Source organism: Bradyrhizobium sp. BRP23 (genome assembly GCF_020194135.1).
Lineage (GTDB): Bacteria > Pseudomonadota > Alphaproteobacteria > Rhizobiales > Xanthobacteraceae > Bradyrhizobium > Bradyrhizobium yuanmingense.
Genome location: NZ_JADYVW010000010.1, coordinates 246578 through 269437, shown reverse-complemented (window position 1 = coordinate 269437; position 22860 = coordinate 246578). Strand labels below are relative to the sequence as shown.

Here is a 22860-nt window from a genome sequence, read left to right as displayed (position 1 = left end):
GGCGCAGGCTCGGTTGTCCCGGCTTATTTCTTGCCGGGAGGTTCGTCCAGGAGCGGGTCGAGAATAAACGATTTCTTCCGGCCCTTGGCCGCCGCGGGCGCGGCATCCGCGCTGGCCGTGGGTTCGAACAGGCTCGGCGCCTTCTGGGCCGCGGTCTCGGGCTCGACGGGTGCGGCGCCGGTGGCTGCGGGGGCGTTGGAGGCGGTCGGCGGCAGATCCAGCGGGCCCTTGCGGCCGCAACCGGCAAGCGCGAGCGCCGTCAGGCTCAAGACAATGATGGCCCACCCCGAGCCGGCCGGGCGAAACTTTGACGTCACGACGAAATCCCCACTACGCGCGGCGCACCATACAGAGATTGGCGCGTTCTGGCGAGAGCCGGATGACCATGAAACATAAGCGAAATTTTGCCCTCAGCCCAATTTTCGCTCTTTTTCCAGCCGCTTCGCCCAGGCCTTGGCCTGGGACGCCACGTTCTTCGGCGCGGTGCCGCCAAAGCTGGTGCGGCTCTTCACCGACGATTCGACCGAGAGCACGCCGAGCACGTCCTTGGTGATTTTGGGCTCGATCGCCTGCATTTCCTTGAGCGGCAGCTCGTGCAGCGCGACGCCCCCCTCGGCGGCCTTGGCGACGATGCGGCCCGTGACGTGGTGCGCCTCGCGGAACGGCATCCTCAGCGTCCGCACCAGCCAGTCGGCGAGGTCGGTCGCCGTGGCATAGCCCTCGCCCGCGGCCGCCTTCATCTTGGGTTCGTCCGGAACGAGATCACGGACCATGCCGGTCATGGCGCGGATTGCCAGCGACAGCGCGGCAAAACCCTCCATGGCGCCCTGCTTGTCCTCCTGCATGTCCTTTTGATAGGCGAGCGGCAGGCCCTTCATGACGATCAGGAGGCCGTTGAGCGCGCCGATGACGCGGCCGGTCTTGGCGCGCACCAGCTCGGCGGCATCCGGGTTGCGCTTCTGCGGCATGATCGAGGATCCCGTGGTGAACTTGTCGCTGAGCCGGATCATGCCGACCAGCGGCGAGGTCCAGATCACGATCTCCTCGGCAAAGCGCGACATGTGCACGGCGCAGATCGAGGCGGCCGACAGCGTCTCCAGCACGAAATCGCGGTCGGAGACGGCATCGAGCGAGTTCGCCATCGGGCGGTCGAACAGGAGCGCCTTCGCGGTGGCATGGCGGTCGATCGGGAACGAGGTGCCGGCGAGCGCAGCCGCGCCTAGCGGCGATTCGTTCAGCCGCTTGCGGGCATCCTGGAAGCGGCCGCGGTCGCGCGCCGCCATCTCGACATAAGCCAGCAGGTGATGGCCGAACGTGACGGGCTGCGCCGTTTGCAGATGCGTGAAGCCGGGCATCACGGTTGCGGCGTGCTCCAGCGCGCGGTCCACCAGGGCCTGCTGGAACGCGGCGAGCGCGGCATCGGTCTCGTCGATGACGTCGCGGACGAACAGACGGAAGTCGGTGGCGACCTGGTCGTTGCGCGAACGCGCGGTGTGCAGCCTTCCGGCGGCCGGGCCGATCAGCTCCGACAGGCGGCTCTCGACATTCATATGGATGTCCTCGAGCGCGCGCTTGAATTCGAAGCCGCCCTTGCCGATCTCTGACAGGATTGTGTCTAGACCCTTGCCGATATTTTTCGCATCAGAAGCCGTGATGATGCCCTGATTGGCCAACATCGCGGCGTGGGCCTTGGACGCGGCAATGTCCTGGGCGAAGAGGTGACGATCGACGTCGATGGAGACGTTGATCTCTTCCATGATCTCGTCGGGGCGTTCCGAGAACCGGCCGCCCCACATCTTGTTGCTCATGATCCCCTGCTCACGCCTGATTTGCCGCACGTTTGCTGGCCGCGGCCAGCCGTATTAAGAGGCCCCTGATAGCCATATCTGCGACCGGATGACAAACGATATGCTCGACCAGAAGCCCTCCGCCACGCGCCGCATCCCCTTCGTCATCGCCGCCGTGGCGATCGTCGGGCTGGCCGGCTTCGCCGCGCTGTACGGGCTCGGCCCGAGCCGGGCGCCCTTGGGCGATCCGACCTGCAAGGCGGCGGTGGCGACGGCGCAGAAGATCGCCCCGTTCGCCCATGGCGAGGTGGCGGCGCTGACCATGGCGAGCGCCCCGCTGAAGCTGCCCGACCTCACCTTCGAGGATGCCGAGGGCAAGCCGAAGAAGCTGTCCGACTTCCGCGGCAAGACCCTGCTGGTGAACCTCTGGGCCACCTGGTGCGTGCCCTGCCGCAAGGAGATGCCGGCGCTGGACGAGCTCCAGGGCAAGCTATCGGGCCCGAATTTCGAGGTGGTGGCGATCAACATCGACACCCGCGACCTGGAGAAGCCGAAAACCTTCCTGAAAGAGGCCAACCTGACCCGGCTCGCCTATTTCAGCGACCAGAAAGCCAAGGTGTTCCAGGATCTTAAGGCCGTGGGACGGGCACTGGGCATGCCCACCTCCGTGCTGGTCGACCCGCAGGGGTGTGAAATCGCGACGATCGCGGGGCCGGCGGAATGGGCGAGTGAGGACGCGCTCAAGCTGATCCGCGCGGCAACCGGCAAGGCCGCCGCGGCGCTTTAAGGGTTTAGGCCGTCACATTGAGATTGCCGCCGACGCCGGGGGCGACATTGGCGAGCGAGGGCTGGCCGGTGCCGAGCAGCGTCAGGACGGTGGATTTCTCCATATCCGCGTTCTGCTTGGTCAGCGTCGCCGCGATATTCGACTGCAGCGCGCCTTGCTGTGCGGCCAGCATGCTGCTGACCATTGCCATCATGTCCATTACGCGAACCCTCGTGCCGGCCGTAACCTAGGCGCGAGAGGTTAACGCGACATGAATTGTCATGGAGCAGTACGGGCAATCGTGTCCCGGACAAGGGGCGGCACGCAAGTGACGCACCGCAGAGCCGGGACCTAGCCTTCAGCGCGCGGCTCCTGGGCCTCGGCTCTGCAGCGCTCCGCGCTGCGTCCGGGGCACAAGACCACCTTACCGCGTCGGCACCGGCTTGGCGCCGCGGTAGTCGTAGAAGCCGCGCTGGGTCTTGCGGCCGAGCCAGCCGGCCTCGACGTATTTGACCAGCAGCGGGCACGGGCGGTACTTGGAGTCGGCCAGCCCCTCGTGCAGCACCTGCATGATGGAGAGGCAGGTGTCGAGCCCGATGAAATCGGCAAGCTCGAGCGGACCCATGGGATGGTGGGCGCCCAGTTTCATCGCCGCGTCGATCGCCTCGACGTTGCCGACGCCTTCATACAGCGTGTAGATCGCCTCGTTGATCATCGGCAGTAGGATGCGGTTGACGATGAAGGCCGGGAAATCCTCGGAGACCGCGACCTGCTTGCCGAGCTTGCCGACGAATTCCTTGGCGGTCTCGAAGGTGGCGTCGTCGGTGGCGATGCCGCGGATCAGCTCGACCAGTTCCATCAACGGCACCGGATTCATGAAGTGAATGCCGATGAAGCGTTCCGGGCGGTCGGTGGCGGCGGCGAGGCGCGTGATCGAGATCGAGGACGTATCGGAGGCGACGATCGCCTCCGGCTTCAATACGGCGCAGAGCTCGTGGAAGATCTTGCGCTTGACCTCTTCCTTCTCGACCGCGGTCTCGATGACGAGGTCGCAATCGGCGAGATCGTCCAGCTTCTCGGCTAGCTTGATACGCGCAATCGCCTTGGCCCTGTCGTCCTCGGTGACGGCCTTCTTGGAGACCTGACGCGCCAGATTGCCGTTGATGGTGGCCATGCCCGACTTGAGGCGGTCGGCCGAAACGTCGTTGAGCACCACGTCGAAGCCAGCGAGCGCCGCGACATGCGCGATGCCATTGCCCATCTGACCCGCGCCGATCACGCCGACCTTCTTGATCACTGCCGCCATATTGTCATCCACCGGAACGGCGCGCGGGGGGCGCGCCCTGCCTTTTCCCCTCGAGCCGGGAGGTCCGATTTAATCAGAACCTTGGCTCGAAACCTAGATTGGATCGCCTCCAAGGCGCGCCCCACGCCAAAGAAAACGCCTCTGAAACGCAACACCGGCCGGAGTTTATACCTCCGGCCGGTGTTTTCGATGCCTTTTACTTGCCGAGCTTGCCGAGTTCGGCGGTCAGCTCCGGAACCGCCTGGTAGAGATCGGCGACCAGGCCGTAGTCGGCGACCTGGAAGATCGGCGCGTCCTCGTCCTTGTTGATCGCAACGATCACCTTGGAGTCCTTCATGCCGGCCAGATGCTGGATCGCGCCGGAAATGCCGACCGCGACATAGAGCTCGGGGGCCACCACCTTGCCGGTCTGGCCGACCTGCCAGTCGTTCGGCGCATAGCCGGCATCGACCGCGGCGCGCGAGGCACCGACACCGGCCCCAAGCTTGTCCGCGAGCGGCTCGATGTACTTGGCAAAGTTCTCGCGGCTCTGCATGGCGCGGCCACCGGAGACGATGATCTTGGCCGAGGTCAGCTCGGGGCGATCGCTCTTGGCGACTTCCTCACCGACGAAAGTCGACAGGCCCGGATCGGCCGCCGCCGCCACGGTCTCGACCGGGGCGCTGCCGCCCTCGCCTGCTGCGGCGAAGGTCGAGGTGCGGACCGTGATGACCTTCTTGGCGTCCTTCGACTTCACCGTCTGGATGGCGTTGCCGGCGTAGATCGGGCGCTCATAGGTATCGGGCGCGACCACCTTGGTGATCTCCGAGACCTGCATGACGTCGAGCAGAGCGGCGATGCGGGGCATCACGTTCTTGAAGCGCGAGGTCGCCGGCGCGACGATGGCGTCATAGCCGGACGCCAGCGACACCACCAGCGCAGCCAGCGGCTCGGCGAGATCGTGCGCGTAGAGGTCGCCATCGGCGAGCAGCACCTTCTTCACGCCAGCGAGCTTGGCAGCGGCATCCGCCGCGGCCTTGGCGTTCTGGCCGGCGACCAGCACCTCGACATCCGCGCCAAGCGCGGCAGCTGCGGTCAGGGCCTTGTTGGTGGCGTCCTTGAGCGACGCATTGTCGTGTTCGGCAATCAGAAGCGTCGTCATCAGAGCACCCCGGCTTCGTTCTTGAGTTTCGACACCAGCTCGGCGACGTCCTTGACCTTGACGCCGGCCTTGCGGCCCGCGGGCTCAGCCGTCTTCAGAACTTCGAGGCGCGCGGCGATGTCGACGCCGTAATCGGCGACCGTCTTCTCCGCGATCGGCTTCTTCTTCGCCTTCATGATGTTGGGCAGCGAGGCGTAGCGCGGCTCGTTGAGGCGGAGATCGGTGGTGACGATCGCCGGTCCCTTCAGCTTCACGGTCTGCAGACCGCCATCGACTTCACGCGTCACCTTGAAGTCGGTACCTTCGACCTCGAGCTTGGAGGCGAAGGTCGCCTGCGACCAGCCGAGCAGCGCGGCCAGCATCTGGCCGGTCTGGTTCGAGTCATCGTCGATCGCCTGCTTGCCGAGAATGATCAGGCCCGGCTGCTCTTCGTCCGCAACCTTCTTCAGGATCTTGGCGACGGCGAGCGGCTCGACGGTGCCGTCCGCCTTCACCAGGATGCCGCGATCGGCGCCCATGGCAAGACCGGTGCGGATCGTCTCGGACGCCTGCGCAGGTCCAATCGAGACCACCACGACCTCGGTGGCCTTGCCGGCTTCCTTCAGGCGCAGCGCTTCCTCGACAGCGATTTCGTCGAAGGGGTTCATGGACATCTTGACGTTGGCGAGTTCAACGCCCGATCCATCGCCCTTGACGCGGACCTTGACGTTGTAATCGACCACCCGCTTTACCGGCACTAAGACCTTCATCGATCCTCTTTCACTCAATTTGGGAGGGGGGGTTATCAACTGGCGCGGAACCTAAAGGCCCGATCTTCCCCGGTCAACGCGCGAACGGGTCTAATTTTGGCCTTCTGAAATGCGGGAGCGCGATGGGTCAGCGGTTCTGGCCGGGAACCCAGAGCACGTCGCCGGCGCCATTGCCGTTCACGACCCGGCTGGCCACGAAGAGAAAGTCGGACAGGCGATTCATATATTGGATGCCAGCCGCGCTGACCGGCTCGCCCGGCTGGGCCGCCAGTTCCACGATCACGCGTTCCGCCCTGCGGCATATCGTGCGCGCCACATGCAGATGGGCCGCGGCCGGCGTGCCGCCGGGAAGCACGAAGGAGGTCAGCGGCGCGAGCTTGTCGTTGAGCATGTCGATGTCGCGCTCGAGCCGCTCGACCTGGCTCGCCACCACCCGCAGCCGCTCGGCCTTGCCTTCCCGCTCCGGCACGGCGAGATCGGCACCAAGATCGAACAGATCGTTCTGGATGCGGCCGAGCATCGCATCGAGCTCGGGCATCTCCGCGGTGTAGAGCCTGACCACGCCGATCGCCGCGTTGGTCTCGTCGACGGTGCCATAGGCCTCGATTCGCAGATCGTATTTCGGACGCCGCTCTCCGGTTCCGAGCGCCGTCGTGCCATCGTCACCGGTCTTCGTGTAGATGCGGTTCAGCACCACCATGACTCAGCGTCCCATCGCCCAGACCGCGAGCATCGCGACGATGATCGCCACGAACTGAAGCAGCACGCGCCAGCGCATCAGCTTCTGCGAGGTGTTGGGCGAGCCGCCGCGCATCATGTTGATGAGCCCGAGCAGCAGCACCAGCGCCACGGCGCCGGCTGCGGCCGGCAGGATGAAAGTACTCAGGAAAGATGCCATTTGAGGGTAGATAACACCGTGTGTGCCGGTCCGCCATCTCCCCAGCTCGTCATTCCGGGGCGATGCGGCGGGATCGAGCGCAGCGAGACCCGGCGCGTCGAGCCCGGAATCCATCGCGCCACTTGCGCCGCGGCTAGATGGATTCCGGCCTCGCGCTGCGCGCGCCCCGGAATGACAAAGGGGGCTTCGCGAACTGGCTTTTGGGCCAAGAATATCAGATGGTAGCGCGATGATTTTTCGATTTGCGCCCATTGCTCGTTCTCCTGGCCTCTCCCTACGTGCAGAGGGAGAGAGCAGCGGTGTAGGTGCCAAGTGAAAGCCATCCGCTACATTTACTGCGTCGTTGAGGACGCATTCTACACGTTCCTCGCCGATGACGGCTGGGCGATCGCGAGCCACATCGCGCTGTCGACGCTGATGGCGCTGTTCCCATTCCTGATCGTGCTGACCGCGCTCGCCGGCTTCTTCGGCTCCAAGGAACTCGCCGACCAGGCCGCCAGCTTGATGCTCCAGGTCTGGCCCAAGCAGGTCGCCGATTCGATCTCGGGCGAGGTGCATGACGTGCTGACCACCACCCGGACCGGCCTTTTGACCATCGGCGCGGCGCTGTCGGTCTATTTCGCCTCGAACGGCGTCGAGGCGCTCAGGGTGGCGCTCAACCGCGCCTATGCGGTGGTGGAGATGCGAAGCTGGTACTGGCTCCGGCTGGAATCAATCGCCTATACGATCATTGCCGCCTTCACGGCGCTCGCCATGGCGTTCCTGATCGTGCTCGGTCCGCTCATTATCGAGGCGGCGCGGCGCCACATTCCGCTGTTCGTCGAATCCAACGAGAGCATCCTCACCTGGGTGCGCTACGGCATCTCCATCGGCGCGCTGGTGGTGGCGCTGATCATCCTGCACGCCTGGCTGCCGGCGGGACGGCGCAGCTTCCTGCAGATATTGCCCGGCATCGTCTTCACCATCGTGGCGTCACTGATCTCCAGCATCGTGTTCGGCCAATACCTGGCCCGCTTTGCCAACAACTACGTGACCATGTATGCGGGCCTCGCCTCGGTGATCATCGCGCTGGTGTTTCTGTACTTCATCGCCGCGATCTTCGTTTACGGCGGCGAGCTCAATGCCGCGATCATCAAGTCGCGGCTTCCTCACGGCGTGTCGCTTCAAGCAGCGCAGTCGCTAAAGCCCGCGGAGACACAGGCTTGACCAGGAAGGCGTCGGCCCCGGCTTCGCGCGAGGCGGCCTCGTCCTCGCCGCGGCCGGACACGCCGATGATCGGGATCCGAGCCAGCGGCGTTGGCAGCCTGCGGATCCGCCGGATGGCCTCGATGCCGTCGATGCCCGGCAGCACCATGTCCATCAGCACCGCGTCGAATGCGCCCTGCTCCAGCCGGTTCACGGTGTCCTCACCGCGCCCGATGAACTCGGCGTGATGGCCGAGCTCGGTCAGGATGGTGTTGAGCACGACGCGGCCGAACGGATTGTCCTCGACGCTGAGAACGCGAAGCGCAGCGACCGCCTCGGGCTCGCTGCCGTCCTTTGCCTTGCGGGCGGTGCCCGGTCCCGCCAAGTCCAGCGACACCGTCAATGTGAAGGTGGCGCCGCCACCGCGGCGCGGAGCGACATTGATGTCGCCGCCCATCGCCCGCGCCAATTGCTTGACCGAGGAGAGACCCAAGCCGGCGCCGCCGAAGCGTGAGGCAATGGTGACATTGGCCTGGGTGAAGGGGCGGAACAGCCGCTTGATCTCGGCCATGGTCAGGCCGATGCCGCTGTCGGACACCGCAAAGGCGACGCCGACTCTGCCCTTTGCTTTGCCTTTGGCGGGACGCCACGGCTCGACGGCGAGGGCCACTCCGCCCTGGTCGGTGAATTTCACGGCGTTGTCGATCAGGTTCTCGAGCGCGGCGCGCAGGCGGACGGAATCACCGACCACGAGCCCTGGGATCTTCTCGGCGATCTCGACCTTGGCCTGGAGACCTTTGGCCGCGGCACGGCCGGCCAGCGAATCGCCGGCGGTGCGGGCGAGCGCCTTCAGATCGAACAGGTCCTGGCGCGGCGTGCTGCCGCCCTTCCCCGTTCTGGCAGCATCCACGAACAGCGTGGCGAGGCTCGCCAGATGCTCGGCGCCGGCCTTGATGGTGTCGGCCCAGCGCCGCTCCCGCTCGCCTAGGTCGGAGGTCGCGAGCAGGTCGCTGATCGCGAGAATGCCGGTCAGGGGGGTGCGGACCTCATGGGCAAACGCGGCCAGCGCCGCTTGGACGACATCCGGCGCAACCGCCTTGGTGCTGCGCTTGCGCAGCTGACCGCCCGCCTTGGGCCGCTTCCGAAGCGGCCGCCGCTTGGACGTCCGGGTGGTGCGCACTGGACGCGTCTTCGCCGCCATGAATCCCCTTCGAAGTACCCTCTTCGAACCCCGCGCTGGCCAAGCATGGCACGGAGGAACGCCCGGAGTCACGGCGACGTTTCGCTAACCCCCAGAGAAACTTAACCTAATCCCACCAGCCGGCGGATCGCGGCAGGCGTGAGGCCGGCCGAACGCAATTCGCGCAGACCGGTCGAGCGGCTCGATTTCGACAGCTTCCGGCCCGCCTCATCCCGAATCAGCCGGTGATGGCGATAGACCGGCTCGGGCAGGCCGAGCAGAACCTGGAGCAAGCGGTGCACCGCCGTGGCGGAAAACAGATCTTGGCCCCGCACGATCTCGCTGGCGCCCTGGAGCGCGTCGTCGACGACCACCGAGAGATGGTAGCTGGTCGGCGTCTCCTTGCGGGCCAGGATGACATTGCCCCAGGCCTCCGGCCGCGCCGGGATGATGCCGCGCTCGCCGTCCGGCCCCTCGCCGAGTTCGTTCCAGCTCAGGCCGGCGGCGCGGCGGCAGGCGGCCGCCATGTCGAGCCGCAGCGCATAGGGCGCGCCCGAGGCGATCAGCTGCGCGCGCGCGTCAGCCGAGAGCGATTTGGCTTCGCCCGGATAAAGCGGCGCGCCGTCGGGATCGCGCGGCCACGGCCCGCCGGCCTCGCGCGCCGCCACCAGCCTTGCGATCTCGGCGCGGCTTTCGAAGGCGGGATAGACGAGACCGAGCGCAGAGAGCTTGTCCAGCGCAGCGCGATAATCGGCGAGATGTTCCGACTGCCGCCGCACCGGCGTCTCCCAGGCAATCCCGAGCCAGGCGAGATCCTCGTAGATCGCCGTCTCGAACTCCGGCCGGCACCGCGTCGCGTCGATGTCCTCGATTCGCAGCAGCAATCGGCCGCCGGACTCGCGCGCTCGGTCGAAATTGAGCAGCGCGGAATAGGCGTGGCCGAGATGCAGGAAGCCGTTCGGGCTCGGGGCGAATCGGAAAACGGGTGGTGCCATCACATGAATCTCGTCATGGCCGGGCTTGTCCCGGCCATCCACGTTCTTCGGTACCACAGACCGATGGTGTCAACGTCACGAACAAACACCACGATCACCGCTCATGCTACACAGTGCCTCGCGGTGAGAAAGACGTGGATGGCCGGGACAAGCCCGCCATGACGCTGGAGAGAACCCGCCCGCCATGACCATCCACCTCGAAACCCAGTCCGATCTCGAAGAGGCCGTCCACGCGCTGATCAAGCGCGATCCGCGGCTCAAGCCCGTGCTCGAGATCGCGGGCATGCCGGCGTTGCGGCGGCGCGAGCCGGGGTTTACGGGGCTCGCGCACATCGTCTGCGGGCAGCAGCTCTCCACCGCGAGCGCCGCGGCGATCTGGGGGCGGCTGTCGGCCGCATTCGATCCGCTCGACCATGACGCCGTGCGCCGCGCCCGCGCCGACCGCCTGGGGCGGCTCGGCCTCTCCGCCGCCAAGATCAAGACGCTCAAGCATCTCGCCCGCGAGATCGCCGCGCAGCGGCTGAACCTCGACGTGCTCGCGGAGGAGGATGCCGACGCGGCGCATCACACCCTGATCGCGCTGCCGGGCATCGGCCCCTGGACGGCCGACGTCTACCTGTTGTTCTGCCTCGGCCACGGCGATGCCTGGCCGGCCGGCGACCTCGCCGTGCAGGAAGGCATCCGTATCGGCCTCGGCCTCAAGGCGCGGCCGACGGAGAAGCAGATGGCGCCGATTGCCGAGCCCTGGCGTCCGCTGCGCGGTGCGGCGGCGCATCTGTGGTGGAGCTATTACCGCGCGGTGAAGAAGCGTGAGGGCGTGCTCGCGGAATCGGGCTAACCGCGCAGCCGCGCGCGGTCGGCCCGGGCGCATTCGGCGACGAATTCGATTACGGCGCGCACCGCCGGCAGCTCGACGAGGTCGGGATGGGCCAGCAGCCAGAGATCCGCAACGCTGGCGAGCTTCTGCGGGGCGACGCGCACGAGATCGGAATAGGCTTCGGCGACGAAGCACGACAGCGCGGAGATTCCGATGCCGGCGCGGACCGCCGCCAGCATGTCCCCCTGGGACGAGCAGCGCATCGCCACCCTTGCCTGCCGCGTGACGACGTCGCTCCAGCGCGCAAGCTGCGCATTGGACGTCTGGTCGGCGAAGCCGATGACGCTGTGCTCCTTCCAATCGCCGCGCCTTTCCGGCAGGGACCGCCCGGCGGCATAATCGCGCGAGGCATAGAAGCCGGTGCCGAGACGGCCGATCTTGCGGCCGACCAGGTTCTCCTCCCCGGTATCGAAGGGCCGCAGCACCACGTCCGCCTCACGCCGGCGCACGCTCGCCGGAAATGGATGGGTGATGATCTCGAGCTGGATATGATCGTGCGCGCGCAGGAAGGCTGGCAAGCGCGGCATCAGCCAGTGCGAGGCCAGCGTCGCGCCGATCGACAGCTTGACGATGCCGCGCGCCTTGTGTCCACCCGCCGCCACTGCGGTTTCGGCCCGCAGCGCTGCGGCCGCCATGGCCTCGGCGTGCTCGCGCAAGGTCCGTCCATCCGCGGTCAGCGCCAGGCCATCGGCAGCCCGCGCCACCAATCTGGTGCCGAGCTGGGCTTCCAGCGCCGCGATCTTGCGGCTGACGGTGGGATGGCTGGTGTGCAGGCGGCGGGCGGCGGCGGTGAAGCTGCCGGTATCGGCGACCGCGACGAAGGTCTTGCAAAGGTCCCAATCCATCGGCGGCCCTGTTCATACCTGAATGATCGTCCGTTCATTATTGAACGGCCCGGGCGGCGCCGTCCAACCTTATAATGGGATCAAATCCGCGGCCACGGGCGGCCCATCCGCCCGCGCGACAATCAAAACGGAAACGCCTCGTGATCCGCCCGCCGGCGGGGCCGCGTTTCGGGAGGACATGATGGCACTGCCCAATCTCTTGAAGGATTCGCTCGAGCTGCCCGTGGTCGGCTCGCCGCTGTTCATCGTCTCCGGCCCGGAACTGGTGATCGCCCAGTGCAAGGCGGGCGTCGTCGGCTCCTTTCCCGCGCTCAATGCCCGTCCGGTCGAGAAGCTCGGCGAATGGCTGAGCCGGATCGAGGACGAGCTCGGCGAGTACAAATCGCGCAATCCCGGCAAGAAGGTCGCGCCCTACGCCGTCAACCAGATCTGCCATGCCTCCAACGACCGGCTGATGAAGGACATGGAGACCTGCGTCAAGCACAAGGCGCCGATCATCATCACCTCGCTGCGGCCGCCGGCGGAGATCGTCGAGGCCGCGCATTCCTATGGCGGACTGGTGTTCCACGACGTCATCAACGTCAAGCACGCGCGCAAAGCGGCCGAGCAGGGCGTCGACGGCCTGATCCTGGTCTGCGCCGGCGCGGGCGGGCACGCCGGCACGCTGTCGCCCTTTGCGCTGGTGCGCGAGGTCAAGCAATGGTTTGACGGCGCCGTCCTGCTGTCGGGCGCGATCAGCGACGGCTATGGCATCGCCTCGGCGCTGACGCTGGGCGCCGACCTCGCCTATATGGGCACGCGCTTCATCGCGACGCAGGAAGCCAATGCCGACCAAGCCTACAAATCGGCGCTGACGCAGCACGCCGCGCACGACATCGTCTACACCAACCTGTTCACCGGCGTGCACGGCAATTATCTCGGTCCGTCGATCGCTGCCGCCGGCCTCGATCCGGACAACCTCCCCGCCGCCGACAAATCGAAGATGAATTTCGGCTCCGGCGGCAACATGAAATCCAAGGCGTGGCGCGACATCTGGGGATCGGGCCAGGGCATCGGCCAGATCACCGATGCCCCGCCCGTTGCGGAGCTCGTCGACCGCATGAAGCGTGAATTCGATCAGGCGAGGCAGGATTTCCTGATGCGCGTCAGCGCCTGACGTCTCCAACTGACAAGACAAACGGGAGGATATCATGAAGCTGGCAGCCGCACTGATCGGTCTGTCCCTGTTGGCGCTCGCCACGGACAGCACCCACGCCGAAGGCACGGAGATCCGGATCGGACAGACCCTGCCCTATAGCGGCCCGGCCTCCGGCTTCGGCGCGATCGGCCGCACGCAGGAGGCGTTCTTCGAGAAGATCAATGCCGAAGGCGGCATCAACGGCCGCAAGGTCAAGTTCATCACGCTGGACGATGCCTACTCGCCGCCGAAGACGGTCGAGCAGACCCGCAAGCTGGTGGAGCAGGACGAAGTGCTGATGCTGTTCGGCTCGCTCGGCACCGCCACCAACAGCGCCGTGCATCGCTACCTCAACGGCAAGAAGGTGCCGCAGCTGTTCGTGCTTTCCGGCGCGACCAAATGGGCCGATCCGCAGAAATATCCATGGACCATGCCCGGCATGGCCGCCTATGAATCCGAAGGCGTGGTCTATGCCAAGCACGTGCTGCGCACCAAGCCGGGCGCCAAGATCGCCATCCTCTCCCAGAACGACGATTTCGGCCGCGACTACGTCGCCGGCTTCAAGCGCGCGCTCGGCGACAAGGCTGCCGGCATGATCGTTGCGGAAGCGACCTACGAGACCAGCGCGCCGACGATCAGCTCGCAGCTCTCGACCCTGAAGGCATCGGGCGCCGACGTGCTGTTCGGCGTCGTGCTCGGCAAGTTCACCTCGCAGATGATCAAGGGCGTCGCCGAGCTCGGCTGGAAGCCCGAGCTGTTCTTCGTGCCGACCTCGGCCTCGTCGATCTCGTTCCTGGAGCCGGCCGGGCTCGACAACGCCGTCGGCCTGATCTCGTCGAGCAACCAGAAGGACACGATGGACCCGCAATGGGCCAGCGATCCCGGCGTGAAGGAGTATTTCGCCTTCATGAAGCAGTACATGCCGAACGCGGACCTCTCCAACTCCAACTATGCGGCCGGCTACCATTACGCGACGCTCCTGATGACGGTACTGAAGGCGTGCAAGGACGATTTCAGCCGCGACAACATCATGCGCCAGTCCGCCTCGCTGAAAGAGGTGAAGCTGCCGCTGCTGCTGCCCGGCATATCCGTCAGCACCGCCGCCGACGACTATCTGCCGTTCCAGCAGCTGCAGCTGCGGCGCTTCAACGGCAAGAGCTGGGTCGGCTTCGGCGACGTGCTGGACGATCGCTGACTCCAACGGAATGGGAATGACCATGATCATCAGCGGCGAACGCCGGATCGGCCATGACGAGATCCAGGCGCGCATCAGACGCGCGGCGAGCGGGCTGCGCACCCTCGGCCTTGCCGAAGGTGCGCCGGTTGCCATGTTGCTGCGCAACGACTTCACCTTGTTCGAGGTGGTCGCGGCCTCGGCCGCACTGGGCAGCCCCGTGGTGCCGATCAACTGGCACCTGAAGGCCGAGGAGGTCCGCTACATCCTGACCGACAGTGGCGCGAAGATCCTGATCTGCCACGCCGACCTGCTGCCACAAATCCGCGGCGGCATTCCGGAGGATGTCCGCCTGCTCGTGGTCGCAACCCCGCCCGAGCTGGCGGCGACCTTCGCCATTCCCCGTGAGCTGACCGAGGTCTCTTCGGGCCTGACCGATTGGGACCGCTGGCGCGACGGCCACACGGAAACAGAGGAGCCGCCGCGCCGGGCCGCGGCGATGATCTACACGTCGGGGACCACAGGCATGCCGAAGGGCGTGCGGCGCATGCCGATGCCGCCGGAGCAGGCCGCCGCCTCGGAGCGCGTCGGCGCGATCGCCTACGGCATCAAGCCGCGCGAGGACCAGGTCGTGCTGATCAACGGTCCGATGTATCACTCGGCGCCGCATTCCTACGGCATGATGGCCTTCCGCAACGGCTGCACCATCGTGCTTCAGCCGCGGTTCGACGCCGAGGAGCTGCTGGCGCTGATCGAGCGCCACCGTGTGACGCATATCCACATGGTGCCGACCATGTTCGTCCGTCTGCTGCGCCTGCCCGAAGCGGTCAGGCAGCGCTACGACCTGTCGTCGCTGCGCTTCGTCGTGCACGGCGCGGCGCCCTGCCCGCCCGAGGTGAAGCGGGCGATGATCGAGTGGTGGGGACCGGTCATCAACGAATATTTCGGCTCGACTGAGACCGGCATCCCGGTCTGCCACTCGGCCGAAGAGGCGCTGAAGAAGCCCGGCACGGTCGGCCGCGCCATCGAAGGTGGCATCGTCAAGATCTTTCGCGACGACGGCAGCCTCTGCGATGCTGGTGAGGTCGGCGAGATCTACATGCGCCAGACCGCGGTGCCGGATTTCGACTATCACGGCAAGGCGCAGGCGCGCGCCGAGGCCGGGCGCGACGGTCTCGTCAGCGTCGGCGATGTCGGCTATCTCGATGAGGACGGCTATCTGTTCCTCTGCGACCGCAAGCGCGACATGGTGATCTCGGGCGGCGTCAACATCTATCCCGCCGAGATCGAGAACGTGTTGATCGCGATGCCCGGCGTGCGCGATTGCGCCGTGTTCGGCATTCCGGACGCGGAATATGGCGAGCGGCTGTGCGCCTGCATCGAGCCCGACAGGGTCGAGCAGCTCTCCGCCGCCGCGGTGCAGGCTTATCTGCGCGAGCGTCTGGCCAACTTCAAGGTGCCGAAGGAGGTCAAGTTCCTGGATGCGCTGCCCCGCGAGGCAACCGGAAAGATCTTCAAGCGCAAGCTGCGCGACCCCTATTGGGCGGACCGGAGGCCGGGCGGCGCTTAAGCCGTTCTCCGGCGGCGTCCGCACGCGCGGAATTCCGGGCCATATTCCGTCCGGGCAGGGCCGCATGCCGGCCTCGCTCAGGTCCGCGGCTTTTGGCGGGCGGCGAAACCGTATAGCGTTCGTTCTGAGGAAACGCCGCGAAGACGGCCATGAGGTCGCGCATGCTGGACCGGACGCAGGATATTTCCATCGCCGCACAGGCCTGGCTCGACGACTTCGAGCGCACCTTAAGCAGACCTGATCCCGCGACGCTGGGCCCGCTCTTCCTCGCCGACGGCTTCTGGCGCGACGTGCTGGCGCTGAGCTGGAACCTGCAAACGCTCGCCGGGCGCGAGACGATTGCGCAAGCGCTGGCCGTGCTCGCGTCCAAGGCAGAGCCGATCAGTTTCAAGCTCGCTCCGAACCGGGCCCCGCCGCGCTGGGTGACGCGGGCCGGCACCAACTGCATCGAGGCGATTTTCAACTTCGAGACCGCGCTCGGTCGCGGCAACGGCATCGTACGGCTCGTGCCTGATACTGCCGACGGCGACCGCCTGAAGGCCTGGACGCTGCTGACCGCGCTCGACGAACTCAAGGGCTTCGAGGAACAGCTCGGCACCTCGTGCCCGCGCGGCCAGGCCTATTCGCGCGACTTCCGCGGGCCGAACTGGCTCGACCAGCGCAACGCTGCGCGCGCCTATGCCGATCACGATCCGGCCGTGCTGGTGGTCGGCGGTGGCCAGGCCGGGCTCGCGATTGCCGCGCGGCTGAAGCAGCTGAAGGTCGACACCCTGATCGTCGATCGCGAGATGCGGATCGGCGACAATTGGCGCAAGCGCTATCACGCGCTGACCCTGCACAACCAGGTGCAGGTGAATCACCTGCCCTATATGCCGTTTCCGCCGAACTGGCCGGTCTATATCCCCAAGGACAAGCTCGCCAACTGGTTCGAGGCCTATGTCGATGCGATGGAGCTGAACTTCTGGACCGGCACCGAGTTCGAGGGCGGCGCCTATGACGAGGCCAAGGGCCACTGGACCGTCACGCTGCGGCGCGCCGACGGCAGCAAGCGCACCATGCATCCGCGCCATGTGATCATGGCGACCGGCGTCAGCGGCATCGCCAACATTCCCGACATTGCGACCCTCGACAATTTCAAGGGGACGCTGGTGCATTCCAGCGGCTACGAGGACGGCGAGAACTGGACCGGCAAGCGCGCCATCGTCCTCGGCACCGGCAACAGCGGTCACGACATCGCGCAGGATCTTCATTCCAGCGGCGCCGAGGTGACGCTGGTGCAGCGCTCGCCCACACTCGTGACCAATATCGAACCGTCGGCGCAGCTCGCTTATGCGACCTACAACGAGGGCACGCTCGAGGACAACGATCTGATTGCGGCCTCGATGCCGACGCCCCTCGCGAAGAAGACGCATGTGATGCTGACCGAGCAATCCAAGCAGCTCGACAAGGAGCTGCTCGACGGCCTCGCGCGCGTCGGCTTCAAGCTCGATTTCGGCGAAGCCGGCACCGGCTGGCAGTTCAAATACCTCACCCGCGGCGGCGGCTATTACTTCAACGTCGGCTGCTCCAACCTGATCGTCGAGGGCAAGATCAGCCTCAGGCAGTTCTCCGACATCGAAAGCTTCAACGCTGAGGGCGCGCGGATGAAGGACGGCTCGATCATTACCGCCGACCTGGTCGTGCTCTCGACCGGCTACAAGCCGCAGGAATATCTGGTGCGCAAGCTGTTCGGCGACGGCATCGCCGACCGCGTCGGGCCGATCTGGGGTTTTGGCGACGGCTTCGAGCTGCGCAACATGTATGCGCGCACCAGGCAGCCCGGCCTCTGGTTCATCGCCGGGAGCCTGGCGCAATGCCGGATCAACTCGAAATATCTGGCGCTGCAGATCAAGGCGATCGAGGAAGGGATTTTGGCACGAATATAGCTACAGCTCGTCATTCCGGGGCGCGCGAAGCGCGAACCCGGAATCCATCTAACCACAGAGTATGCTGCCCAATGGATTCTCAGATGCGCAATTGCGCATCATAGGTCACGCTTCGCGCGCCCCGGAATGACAAGAGGAGAGATCAATGCCAGCCATTCTCGGCACCGGCGAGCACCGCTACCGCGTCGTCGACAACTTCGCGAAATTGCCGGACGGCTGGCAACTCACCGACGTCGCCTCGGTCGCGGTCGACAGCAAGGACCGCGTCTACGTCTTCAACCGCGGCGCCCACCCGATGGTGGTGCTGGACCGCGACGGCAATTTCCTGCGCAGTTGGGGCGAAGGACTGTTTTCCCGCGCGCACGGCCTGCATATCGACGCCGACGACAATCTCTATTGCACCGACGACGGCGACCATACCGTGCGCAAATGCACCACTGACGGCAAGGTGCTGCTGACGATCGGCATTCCTGCAAAGCCGGCGCCGTTCATGAGCGGCGAGCCGTTCCACCGCTGCACCCACACCGCGCTGTCGCCGAAGGGCGAGATCTACGTCTCCGACGGCTATGGCAATGCGCGCGTGCACAAATTCACGCCTGACGGCAAGCTGATCAAGAGCTGGGGCGAGCCGGGCACTGATCCCGGTCAGTTCAACATCGTGCACAATATCGCCACCGATGCCGACGGCTGGGTCTATGTCGCCGATCGCGAGAACCACCGCGTCCAGGTGTTCGACGGCGAGGGCAAATACGAGACGCAGTGGAACAATCTGCACCGGCCCTGCGCGCTGTGCTGCTGCGGCGGGGCCAACAGCCCGACCTTCATCATCGGCGAGCTCGGCCCCGGCCTTGCCATCAACCGCAATGTGCCCAATCTCGGTCCGCGGCTGTCGATCGTCGATGCACAGGGCAAACGCATCGCACGGCTTGGCGGCGAGGAGGGCCCGGGCGTTGCCAGCGGCAAATTCCTCGCGCCGCATGGGCTCGCACTCGACTCAAGGGGTGACATCTATGTCGGCGAGGTCGGCGTCACCAATTGGACGACCAGCTTTCCGGACGAGGAGATGCCGGCCGCGGTGCGCGCGACGCGCTGCCTGCAGAAGCTGGAGCGGGTACGGGAGTAGCTGCCATGGCAACGGCAGCCCACGCTGGGGCGGTTCCGCGCCCCCGGATCGCGGCTTTTTGAGCACGTTTGCCACCCCGCCGCCGCATTGCTTGCGCTTGAATAAGTCGCTCAACGGGCTTCACAATCCCGTCACGCTGCATGTAGTATGTCACTACATGCTGCTTCGCAGCGTATATTGGAGGCCGGGAGCGTTACTTGAACGCACATGTCTCGCAAGGCAGTTGGCCGGTGTTGGTGCTGAATGCGGACTTCCGGCCGCTGAGTTACTACCCACTGTCGTTGTGGTCGTGGCAAGACGCGATCAAGGCGGTGTTCCTCGACCGCGTCAACATCGTCGCACATTACGATCAGGCGGTTCGAAGTCCCACGCTGGAAATGCAGCTGCCCAGCGTCGTCTCGCTCAAATCCTTCGTCAAGCCGACCACCCACCCCGCCTTCACCCGCTTCAACGTCTTCCTGCGCGATCGTTTCGCCTGCCAATATTGCGGCTCGCCCGAAGACCTCACCTTCGATCACATCATCCCGCGCAGCAAAGGCGGCCAGACCACCTGGGAGAACGTGGTCGCGGCGTGCTCGCCGTGTAATTTGCGCAAGGGCAATCTCACACCGGCGCAGTCCAAAATGTTTCCGCGCCAGACGGCGTTCGCACCGACCGTGCACCAGCTCCACCGCAACGGCCGGCTGTTTCCGCCGAACTATCTGCACGACAGCTGGCTGGACTATCTGTACTGGGATACGGAGCTGGATCCGTAGGTGCGAGTCAGCGCGCTCTGCTACCCCCGCTGCAACGCCAGCGTCACGCCGCCGAGCGTGAGCGCCATCGCCGTCCATTCGCGATAGCCGAGCGGCTCGCCGAGAATGATCGCCGCTGAGACGACGCCGATCACGGGCACGATCAGCATGCCGGTCGACGCCGTGGTTGGGGGCAGACGGCGCAGCGTCTCGAACCAGGTGACGTAGCAGAGGCCCATCGGCACCAGCGTCATGTAGACGAAGCAGCCGAGCCCCAGCGGAGTGATGGCGGTGACGTCAGGGCGCTCGAACAGCACGCCGAGGACCAGCATCGTGGCGCAGCCCAGCCCGACCTGCCAGGCGACGACGACCAGCGGCGGCATCGGCAGCGGCTTGCGGTTGAGCACATTGCCGAGCGCGAACAGGATGGCGCAGAGCAGTGCGAGCGCAATGCCGACCAGCTTGTCGGTGCTGAACGCAAGACCGTCGCCGCTCAGGAGCAGCGTGACGCCGGCAATGCCGAGGACAAGCCCGAGAACATCTCGTCGCGCCGGCCGCGTGTGCAGCACCGGCCAGGCGAACAGCATCGCCCAGATCGGCATCGTATAGGCGAGCAGCGCGCCCTCACTCACGCTCACATATTTCATCGCGACCGTGCCGAGACCCATCCAGGCCAAGACGTTGGTGAAGGTCGCAAACAAGAGGCGCGGCACCGCCTCGCGCGGGACGGCGAAGGATTCCTTCCGGATCAGCACCAGGGTGCCGAGAATGAGCGAGGCGCAAACACCCGCAAGGCCGCGCGCGAACAAAGGCGGCCATTGCTGCAGCAGCAGCTTCATCAGCGGCCAGTTCAAAGCCCAGCCGAACGCCGTTACGCACAGGCAGAGAGAGCCGATCGTCCTGTCGCGTCGCGCCGTGTCCATCCCCAGCGCTTAGCAGGCCGGCGCCGGCCGCTCCACCTCGCCTGGTGCATGCGGGCCATCGCGGAGCAAGGAACCCGAAGCTTCCACGACCGTTCAGACCGTGGGCCAGGCACGCTCGCCTGCGCACGTTCCGCCATACGCATTTTTTCGGATGGCAAGATACCAAATGAGGGAAGGCCATGCCCACAGCCGAGCACGATCACGTCTACAAGATCCTGGACCTCGTCGGGTCATCCGAGACCTCGATCGAGGATGCGATCAAGAACGCTATCAGCCGCGCCTCCAAGACCGTTCGCGAAATAAGATGGTTCGAGGTCGTGCAAACGCGCGGCCATGTCGAGAACGGCGCCGTGCGTCATTTTCAGGTGACGCTGCGCGTCGGCTTCACGTTGGAAGGATGAGACGTCAGGCCGCCCATCGCGCCGCGGCACCATGATGAACGCGGGCCGACGAGAGTGGAACTCGATGTCGGCCATGTTCCCGGTCCAGTACGGACCCCGCACAATCATCGCGGATATTGCAACAGGCCGTTAAGGTGAAAGTGAGAGGTTTGCTCCGATTTGGAGCAAGCCTGATGGTCACAAGCCGCGAACTCGGCAAGACGCGCCTTCCGCTCTGGGCGGCCGGATTCGTCGTGCTGACTTGCGTGGCTATCCTCGGCCTGAGTGCGTGGCGCGAATGGGAGGCGCGCAACGCCGATCTGAGGAACGCCGAAATCGACGTCACCAACCTCGCTCAGTCGCTGATCCAGCACGCGGACGACACGTTCGAGCTTGCCGATACGATTCTCGTCGGGCTGGTCCACCGGCTCGAGATCGACGGGATGGGCCCGGACACGATCATGAAGCTCCAGGCCTATCTGCCCACCCGCAAATCATCGGAACGCATCCGCGGCATCTTCATCTATGATGCGACCGGCCGCTGGCTCGCCACGACGGAGCACCTCGATTTCTCCAAGCTCAACAACAGCGACCGTGAATATTTCCAACGCCATCGCGATTCTACGGACACGGGCACGCTGATCGGGCGACCCGTCAAGAGCCGCTCCGGCGGTCAGTGGATCGTCACCGCATCCCGTCGGATCAACGATTCCGACGGCGGCTTCGCCGGCGTCGCCCTGCTCACGATCGACGTCAGCTATTTCGTCAAATTCTACGAGCGGTTCGACATCGGGCCGAACGGCTCGGCATCTCTGCTCAACGACAGCGGCATCATGCTGGCGCGCAGCCGTGACGAGAGCGGCGCCTTCGTCGGACGCGACCTGTCCGATGCGCCCTTGTTCAGAAGCTGGAAAAGCCGCCCCGCCGCGGCGGTCTATTACTTCAAATCGCCGCTCGATGGCGCGCAGCGGCTGAGCTACTACCAGCGCAGCAGCCGCTATCCCCTGATGGTGCTGGCGAGCAAGTCGCAGGCCGACGTGCTCGCCCCCTGGCGACGCGCGGCAGCAGCACGCATGAGCTTCGTCCTCGGACTCGTCCTCTTGATCGCGGTGATCGGCTACTATCTGGTCCGTCAGTTGCTGCAGCGGCAGCGCACGGCACAGGCCCTGGTCGCCAAGGAAGCCAATTTCCGCCTGCTGGCCGAGCAATCCAGCGACATGGTGACCCGCATCGGGCTGGATAACCGGTTGCTCTACGTCTCTCCCTCCTGCGCGCGCATCACCGGCTGGTCGGCCGAAGAACTGATGGGCACCTCGGCCCTGGCCGGCATTCACGCCGACGACATGGAACGAGTTGAGCAGGCCATCGCCGCGCTGAAGAATGGCGAGGCGGAGGAAGCGCGGTTCGTCTATCGGCAGCGTCATCGCGACAAAGGCGAGATCTGGGCCGAGGCGGCGCTACACGTCACCGTGGCGTCCGACAGCGGCGTGATCGACGGCGTCGTCGCGGTCGTGCGCGACATGACCGAGCAGAAGGATCTTCAGGACAGGCTCGCCTCGCTGGCAATCACTGACGGTCTCACCGGCCTCGCCAACCGTCGCGCCTTCGACGACCACCTTGCCGACGAATGGGCGCGGGCTCGGCGCGACGGAACCCAGCTCTCGCTGCTACTGATCGATGTCGATCATTTCAAGAAATTCAACGATCTCTATGGGCATCTGGCGGGCGACGCCTGCCTGCGCGCGCTGGCCCGGATTTTATCCGCCCAGGCCAGGCGTCCGGCCGACCTCGCGGCGCGCTATGGCGGCGAGGAATTCGCCGTGCTGCTGCCGAACACCGGTCCTGAAGGCTGCGCCGAGGTCGGCGAAGCGATTCGCCAGGCGCTGCTCGATCTCGCCATGCTGCACGCGCAAAATCCGCCTTCGCGGCTGGTGACTGCGAGCATCGGCGGCGCCGCGGCTCTTCCGTCCCAGACCGCGATGGACTCTAGTACGCTGGTCGCCGCCGCCGACCGTGCGCTCTACGTCGCCAAGGAGAGCGGCCGAGACCGGCTGGTGATGTCGGGCCAGGTGATAGCATGGCCCGCGAAAAGCGCGTGAGCTGATCGGCCGTCTACGGATTCATA

At 65.7% G+C, this 22860-nt stretch carries 23 protein-coding genes; 11 read left to right on the top strand and 12 right to left on the bottom strand.

Going from position 1 to position 22860, the window contains the following annotated elements; genetic code table 11:
• Nucleotides 1–23: 23 nt before the first annotated feature.
• Together I6F24_RS26625 and argH are read right to left on the bottom strand one after the other, a co-directional pair.
• Nucleotides 24–317, bottom strand: coding sequence for a lipoprotein (locus tag I6F24_RS26625; protein WP_035996882.1), 294 nt, complete (start codon nt 315–317; stop codon nt 24–26).
• 93 nt (nt 318–410) lie between these two features.
• Complete coding sequence (gene argH / locus I6F24_RS26620) at nt 411–1808, bottom strand: argininosuccinate lyase (RefSeq protein ID WP_225134272.1); 1398 nt, start codon at nt 1806–1808, stop codon at nt 411–413.
• A gap of 100 nt (nt 1809–1908) precedes the next feature.
• Between argH and I6F24_RS26615 the strand changes: the two genes are divergently transcribed.
• Nucleotides 1909–2574, top strand: a complete 666-nt coding sequence (locus I6F24_RS26615; RefSeq protein WP_036020769.1) for a TlpA disulfide reductase family protein — start codon at nt 1909–1911, stop codon at nt 2572–2574.
• Between the two features lie 4 nt (nt 2575–2578).
• On the opposite strand, the gene I6F24_RS26610 is transcribed toward I6F24_RS26615, so the two are convergent.
• The 6 genes from I6F24_RS26610 to I6F24_RS26585 form a co-directional block, all read right to left on the bottom strand.
• On the bottom strand, nt 2579–2773 hold the full coding sequence (locus I6F24_RS26610; protein WP_036020754.1) for a hypothetical protein: 195 nt from the start codon (nt 2771–2773) through the stop codon (nt 2579–2581).
• A gap of 204 nt (nt 2774–2977) precedes the next feature.
• On the bottom strand, nt 2978–3859 hold the full coding sequence (locus I6F24_RS26605; RefSeq protein ID WP_036020751.1) for a 3-hydroxybutyryl-CoA dehydrogenase: 882 nt from the start codon (nt 3857–3859) through the stop codon (nt 2978–2980).
• A gap of 196 nt (nt 3860–4055) precedes the next feature.
• The gene (locus I6F24_RS26600; RefSeq protein WP_036020748.1) at nt 4056–5000 is read right to left on the bottom strand and encodes an FAD-binding protein; all 945 of its coding nucleotides are present in this window, start codon (nt 4998–5000) and stop codon (nt 4056–4058) included.
• Nucleotides 5000–5749 carry an electron transfer flavoprotein subunit beta/FixA family protein gene (locus tag I6F24_RS26595; protein ID WP_036020746.1) on the bottom strand — a complete coding sequence of 250 codons (750 nt, stop codon included), beginning with the start codon at nt 5747–5749 and terminating at the stop codon, nt 5000–5002. Before I6F24_RS26595 ends, I6F24_RS26600 begins: the two co-directional genes overlap by 1 nt.
• Nucleotides 5750–5876: 127 nt before the next feature.
• Nucleotides 5877–6449: a cob(I)yrinic acid a,c-diamide adenosyltransferase gene (locus I6F24_RS26590; protein WP_035996833.1), complete on the bottom strand. Its 573-nt coding sequence runs from the start codon at nt 6447–6449 to the stop codon at nt 5877–5879.
• A gap of 3 nt (nt 6450–6452) precedes the next feature.
• A complete protein-coding gene (locus I6F24_RS26585; protein ID WP_036020744.1) occupies nt 6453–6647 on the bottom strand; it encodes a twin transmembrane helix small protein in 195 nt (64 codons plus the stop codon).
• 312 nt (nt 6648–6959) lie between these two features.
• Between I6F24_RS26585 and I6F24_RS26580 the strand changes: the two genes are divergently transcribed.
• Nucleotides 6960–7853, top strand: coding sequence for a YihY/virulence factor BrkB family protein (locus I6F24_RS26580; RefSeq protein WP_225152190.1), 894 nt, complete (start codon nt 6960–6962; stop codon nt 7851–7853).
• On the opposite strand, the gene I6F24_RS26575 is transcribed toward I6F24_RS26580, so the two are convergent.
• Nucleotides 7780–9033, bottom strand: coding sequence for an ATP-binding protein (locus I6F24_RS26575; RefSeq protein WP_225147399.1), 1254 nt, complete (start codon nt 9031–9033; stop codon nt 7780–7782). The genes I6F24_RS26580 and I6F24_RS26575 overlap by 74 nt on opposite strands.
• Nucleotides 9034–9134: 101 nt before the next feature.
• Nucleotides 9135–10007, bottom strand: a complete 873-nt coding sequence (gene gluQRS, locus I6F24_RS26570) for a tRNA glutamyl-Q(34) synthetase GluQRS (RefSeq protein ID WP_225152188.1) — start codon at nt 10005–10007, stop codon at nt 9135–9137.
• Nucleotides 10008–10191: 184 nt separating this feature from the next.
• Between gluQRS and I6F24_RS26565 the strand changes: the two genes are divergently transcribed.
• A complete protein-coding gene (locus tag I6F24_RS26565) occupies nt 10192–10845 on the top strand; it encodes a DNA-3-methyladenine glycosylase 2 family protein (RefSeq protein ID WP_225152186.1) in 654 nt (217 codons plus the stop codon).
• Here I6F24_RS26565 and I6F24_RS26560 read toward each other — a convergent pair.
• Nucleotides 10842–11729, bottom strand: coding sequence for a LysR family transcriptional regulator (locus tag I6F24_RS26560; RefSeq protein ID WP_225152184.1), 888 nt, complete (start codon nt 11727–11729; stop codon nt 10842–10844). The genes I6F24_RS26565 and I6F24_RS26560 overlap by 4 nt on opposite strands.
• A 181-nt stretch (nt 11730–11910) precedes the next feature.
• On the opposite strand from I6F24_RS26560, the gene I6F24_RS26555 reads away from it, so the two are divergent.
• The 6 genes from I6F24_RS26555 (at nt 11911) to I6F24_RS26530 (ending at nt 19453) form a co-directional block, all read left to right on the top strand.
• Entirely contained in the window at nt 11911–12885 is a 975-nt protein-coding gene (locus tag I6F24_RS26555) for a nitronate monooxygenase family protein (protein ID WP_035996871.1), read from the top strand.
• 34 nt (nt 12886–12919) lie between these two features.
• Nucleotides 12920–14101, top strand: coding sequence for an ABC transporter substrate-binding protein (locus I6F24_RS26550; RefSeq protein ID WP_035996813.1), 1182 nt, complete (start codon nt 12920–12922; stop codon nt 14099–14101).
• Nucleotides 14102–14123: 22 nt separating this feature from the next.
• Nucleotides 14124–15650 (top strand): acyl-CoA synthetase, encoded by a 1527-nt coding sequence (locus I6F24_RS26545; protein ID WP_225152222.1) that lies wholly within the window; start codon nt 14124–14126, stop codon nt 15648–15650.
• A gap of 161 nt (nt 15651–15811) precedes the next feature.
• Nucleotides 15812–17575: an NAD(P)/FAD-dependent oxidoreductase gene (locus tag I6F24_RS26540; RefSeq protein ID WP_225152182.1), complete on the top strand. Its 1764-nt coding sequence runs from the start codon at nt 15812–15814 to the stop codon at nt 17573–17575.
• A 145-nt stretch (nt 17576–17720) separates the two neighbouring features.
• Entirely contained in the window at nt 17721–18698 is a 978-nt protein-coding gene (locus I6F24_RS26535; RefSeq protein ID WP_225152180.1) for a peptidyl-alpha-hydroxyglycine alpha-amidating lyase family protein, read from the top strand.
• 197 nt (nt 18699–18895) lie between these two features.
• Nucleotides 18896–19453 carry an HNH endonuclease gene (locus I6F24_RS26530; RefSeq protein WP_057028390.1) on the top strand — a complete coding sequence of 186 codons (558 nt, stop codon included), beginning with the start codon at nt 18896–18898 and terminating at the stop codon, nt 19451–19453.
• Nucleotides 19454–19473: 20 nt separating this feature from the next.
• Here I6F24_RS26530 and I6F24_RS26525 read toward each other — a convergent pair whose 3' ends face one another.
• Complete coding sequence (locus I6F24_RS26525) at nt 19474–20355, bottom strand: DMT family transporter (RefSeq protein WP_225147405.1); 882 nt, start codon at nt 20353–20355, stop codon at nt 19474–19476.
• A 179-nt stretch (nt 20356–20534) separates the two neighbouring features.
• Between I6F24_RS26525 and I6F24_RS26520 the strand changes: the two genes are divergently transcribed.
• Both I6F24_RS26520 and I6F24_RS26515 read left to right on the top strand, forming a co-directional pair.
• Nucleotides 20535–20756 carry a dodecin gene (locus I6F24_RS26520; protein WP_036020706.1) on the top strand — a complete coding sequence of 74 codons (222 nt, stop codon included), beginning with the start codon at nt 20535–20537 and terminating at the stop codon, nt 20754–20756.
• Nucleotides 20757–20929: 173 nt separating this feature from the next.
• Nucleotides 20930–22834 (top strand): diguanylate cyclase, encoded by a 1905-nt coding sequence (locus tag I6F24_RS26515; RefSeq protein WP_225128544.1) that lies wholly within the window; start codon nt 20930–20932, stop codon nt 22832–22834.
• Nucleotides 22835–22860: the final 26 nt, after the last annotated feature.

Excerpts from the sequence above, each read along its gene's own strand:
- argH (WP_225134272.1), bottom strand. The coding sequence starts at position 1,808 with ATGAGCAACAAGATGTGGGGCGGCCGGTTCTCGGAACGCCCCGACGAG.
- I6F24_RS26615 (WP_036020769.1), top strand. The coding sequence starts at position 1,909 with ATGCTCGACCAGAAGCCCTCCGCCACGCGCCGCATCCCCTTCGTCATC.
- I6F24_RS26610 (WP_036020754.1), bottom strand. The coding sequence starts at position 2,773 with ATGGACATGATGGCAATGGTCAGCAGCATGCTGGCCGCACAGCAAGGC.
- I6F24_RS26605 (WP_036020751.1), bottom strand. The coding sequence starts at position 3,859 with ATGGCGGCAGTGATCAAGAAGGTCGGCGTGATCGGCGCGGGTCAGATG.
- I6F24_RS26600 (WP_036020748.1), bottom strand. The coding sequence starts at position 5,000 with ATGACGACGCTTCTGATTGCCGAACACGACAATGCGTCGCTCAAGGAC.
- I6F24_RS26595 (WP_036020746.1), bottom strand. The coding sequence starts at position 5,749 with ATGAAGGTCTTAGTGCCGGTAAAGCGGGTGGTCGATTACAACGTCAAG.
- I6F24_RS26590 (WP_035996833.1), bottom strand. The coding sequence starts at position 6,449 with ATGGTGGTGCTGAACCGCATCTACACGAAGACCGGTGACGATGGCACG.
- I6F24_RS26585 (WP_036020744.1), bottom strand. The coding sequence starts at position 6,647 with ATGGCATCTTTCCTGAGTACTTTCATCCTGCCGGCCGCAGCCGGCGCC.
- I6F24_RS26575 (WP_225147399.1), bottom strand. The coding sequence starts at position 9,033 with ATGGCGGCGAAGACGCGTCCAGTGCGCACCACCCGGACGTCCAAGCGG.
- gluQRS (WP_225152188.1), bottom strand. The coding sequence starts at position 10,007 with ATGGCACCACCCGTTTTCCGATTCGCCCCGAGCCCGAACGGCTTCCTG.
- I6F24_RS26565 (WP_225152186.1), top strand. The coding sequence starts at position 10,192 with ATGACCATCCACCTCGAAACCCAGTCCGATCTCGAAGAGGCCGTCCAC.
- I6F24_RS26560 (WP_225152184.1), bottom strand. The coding sequence starts at position 11,729 with ATGGATTGGGACCTTTGCAAGACCTTCGTCGCGGTCGCCGATACCGGC.
- I6F24_RS26555 (WP_035996871.1), top strand. The coding sequence starts at position 11,911 with ATGGCACTGCCCAATCTCTTGAAGGATTCGCTCGAGCTGCCCGTGGTC.
- I6F24_RS26550 (WP_035996813.1), top strand. The coding sequence starts at position 12,920 with ATGAAGCTGGCAGCCGCACTGATCGGTCTGTCCCTGTTGGCGCTCGCC.
- I6F24_RS26545 (WP_225152222.1), top strand. The coding sequence starts at position 14,124 with ATGATCATCAGCGGCGAACGCCGGATCGGCCATGACGAGATCCAGGCG.
- I6F24_RS26540 (WP_225152182.1), top strand. The coding sequence starts at position 15,812 with ATGCTGGACCGGACGCAGGATATTTCCATCGCCGCACAGGCCTGGCTC.
- I6F24_RS26535 (WP_225152180.1), top strand. The coding sequence starts at position 17,721 with ATGCCAGCCATTCTCGGCACCGGCGAGCACCGCTACCGCGTCGTCGAC.
- I6F24_RS26525 (WP_225147405.1), bottom strand. The coding sequence starts at position 20,355 with ATGGACACGGCGCGACGCGACAGGACGATCGGCTCTCTCTGCCTGTGC.
- I6F24_RS26520 (WP_036020706.1), top strand. The coding sequence starts at position 20,535 with ATGCCCACAGCCGAGCACGATCACGTCTACAAGATCCTGGACCTCGTC.
- I6F24_RS26515 (WP_225128544.1), top strand. The coding sequence starts at position 20,930 with ATGGTCACAAGCCGCGAACTCGGCAAGACGCGCCTTCCGCTCTGGGCG.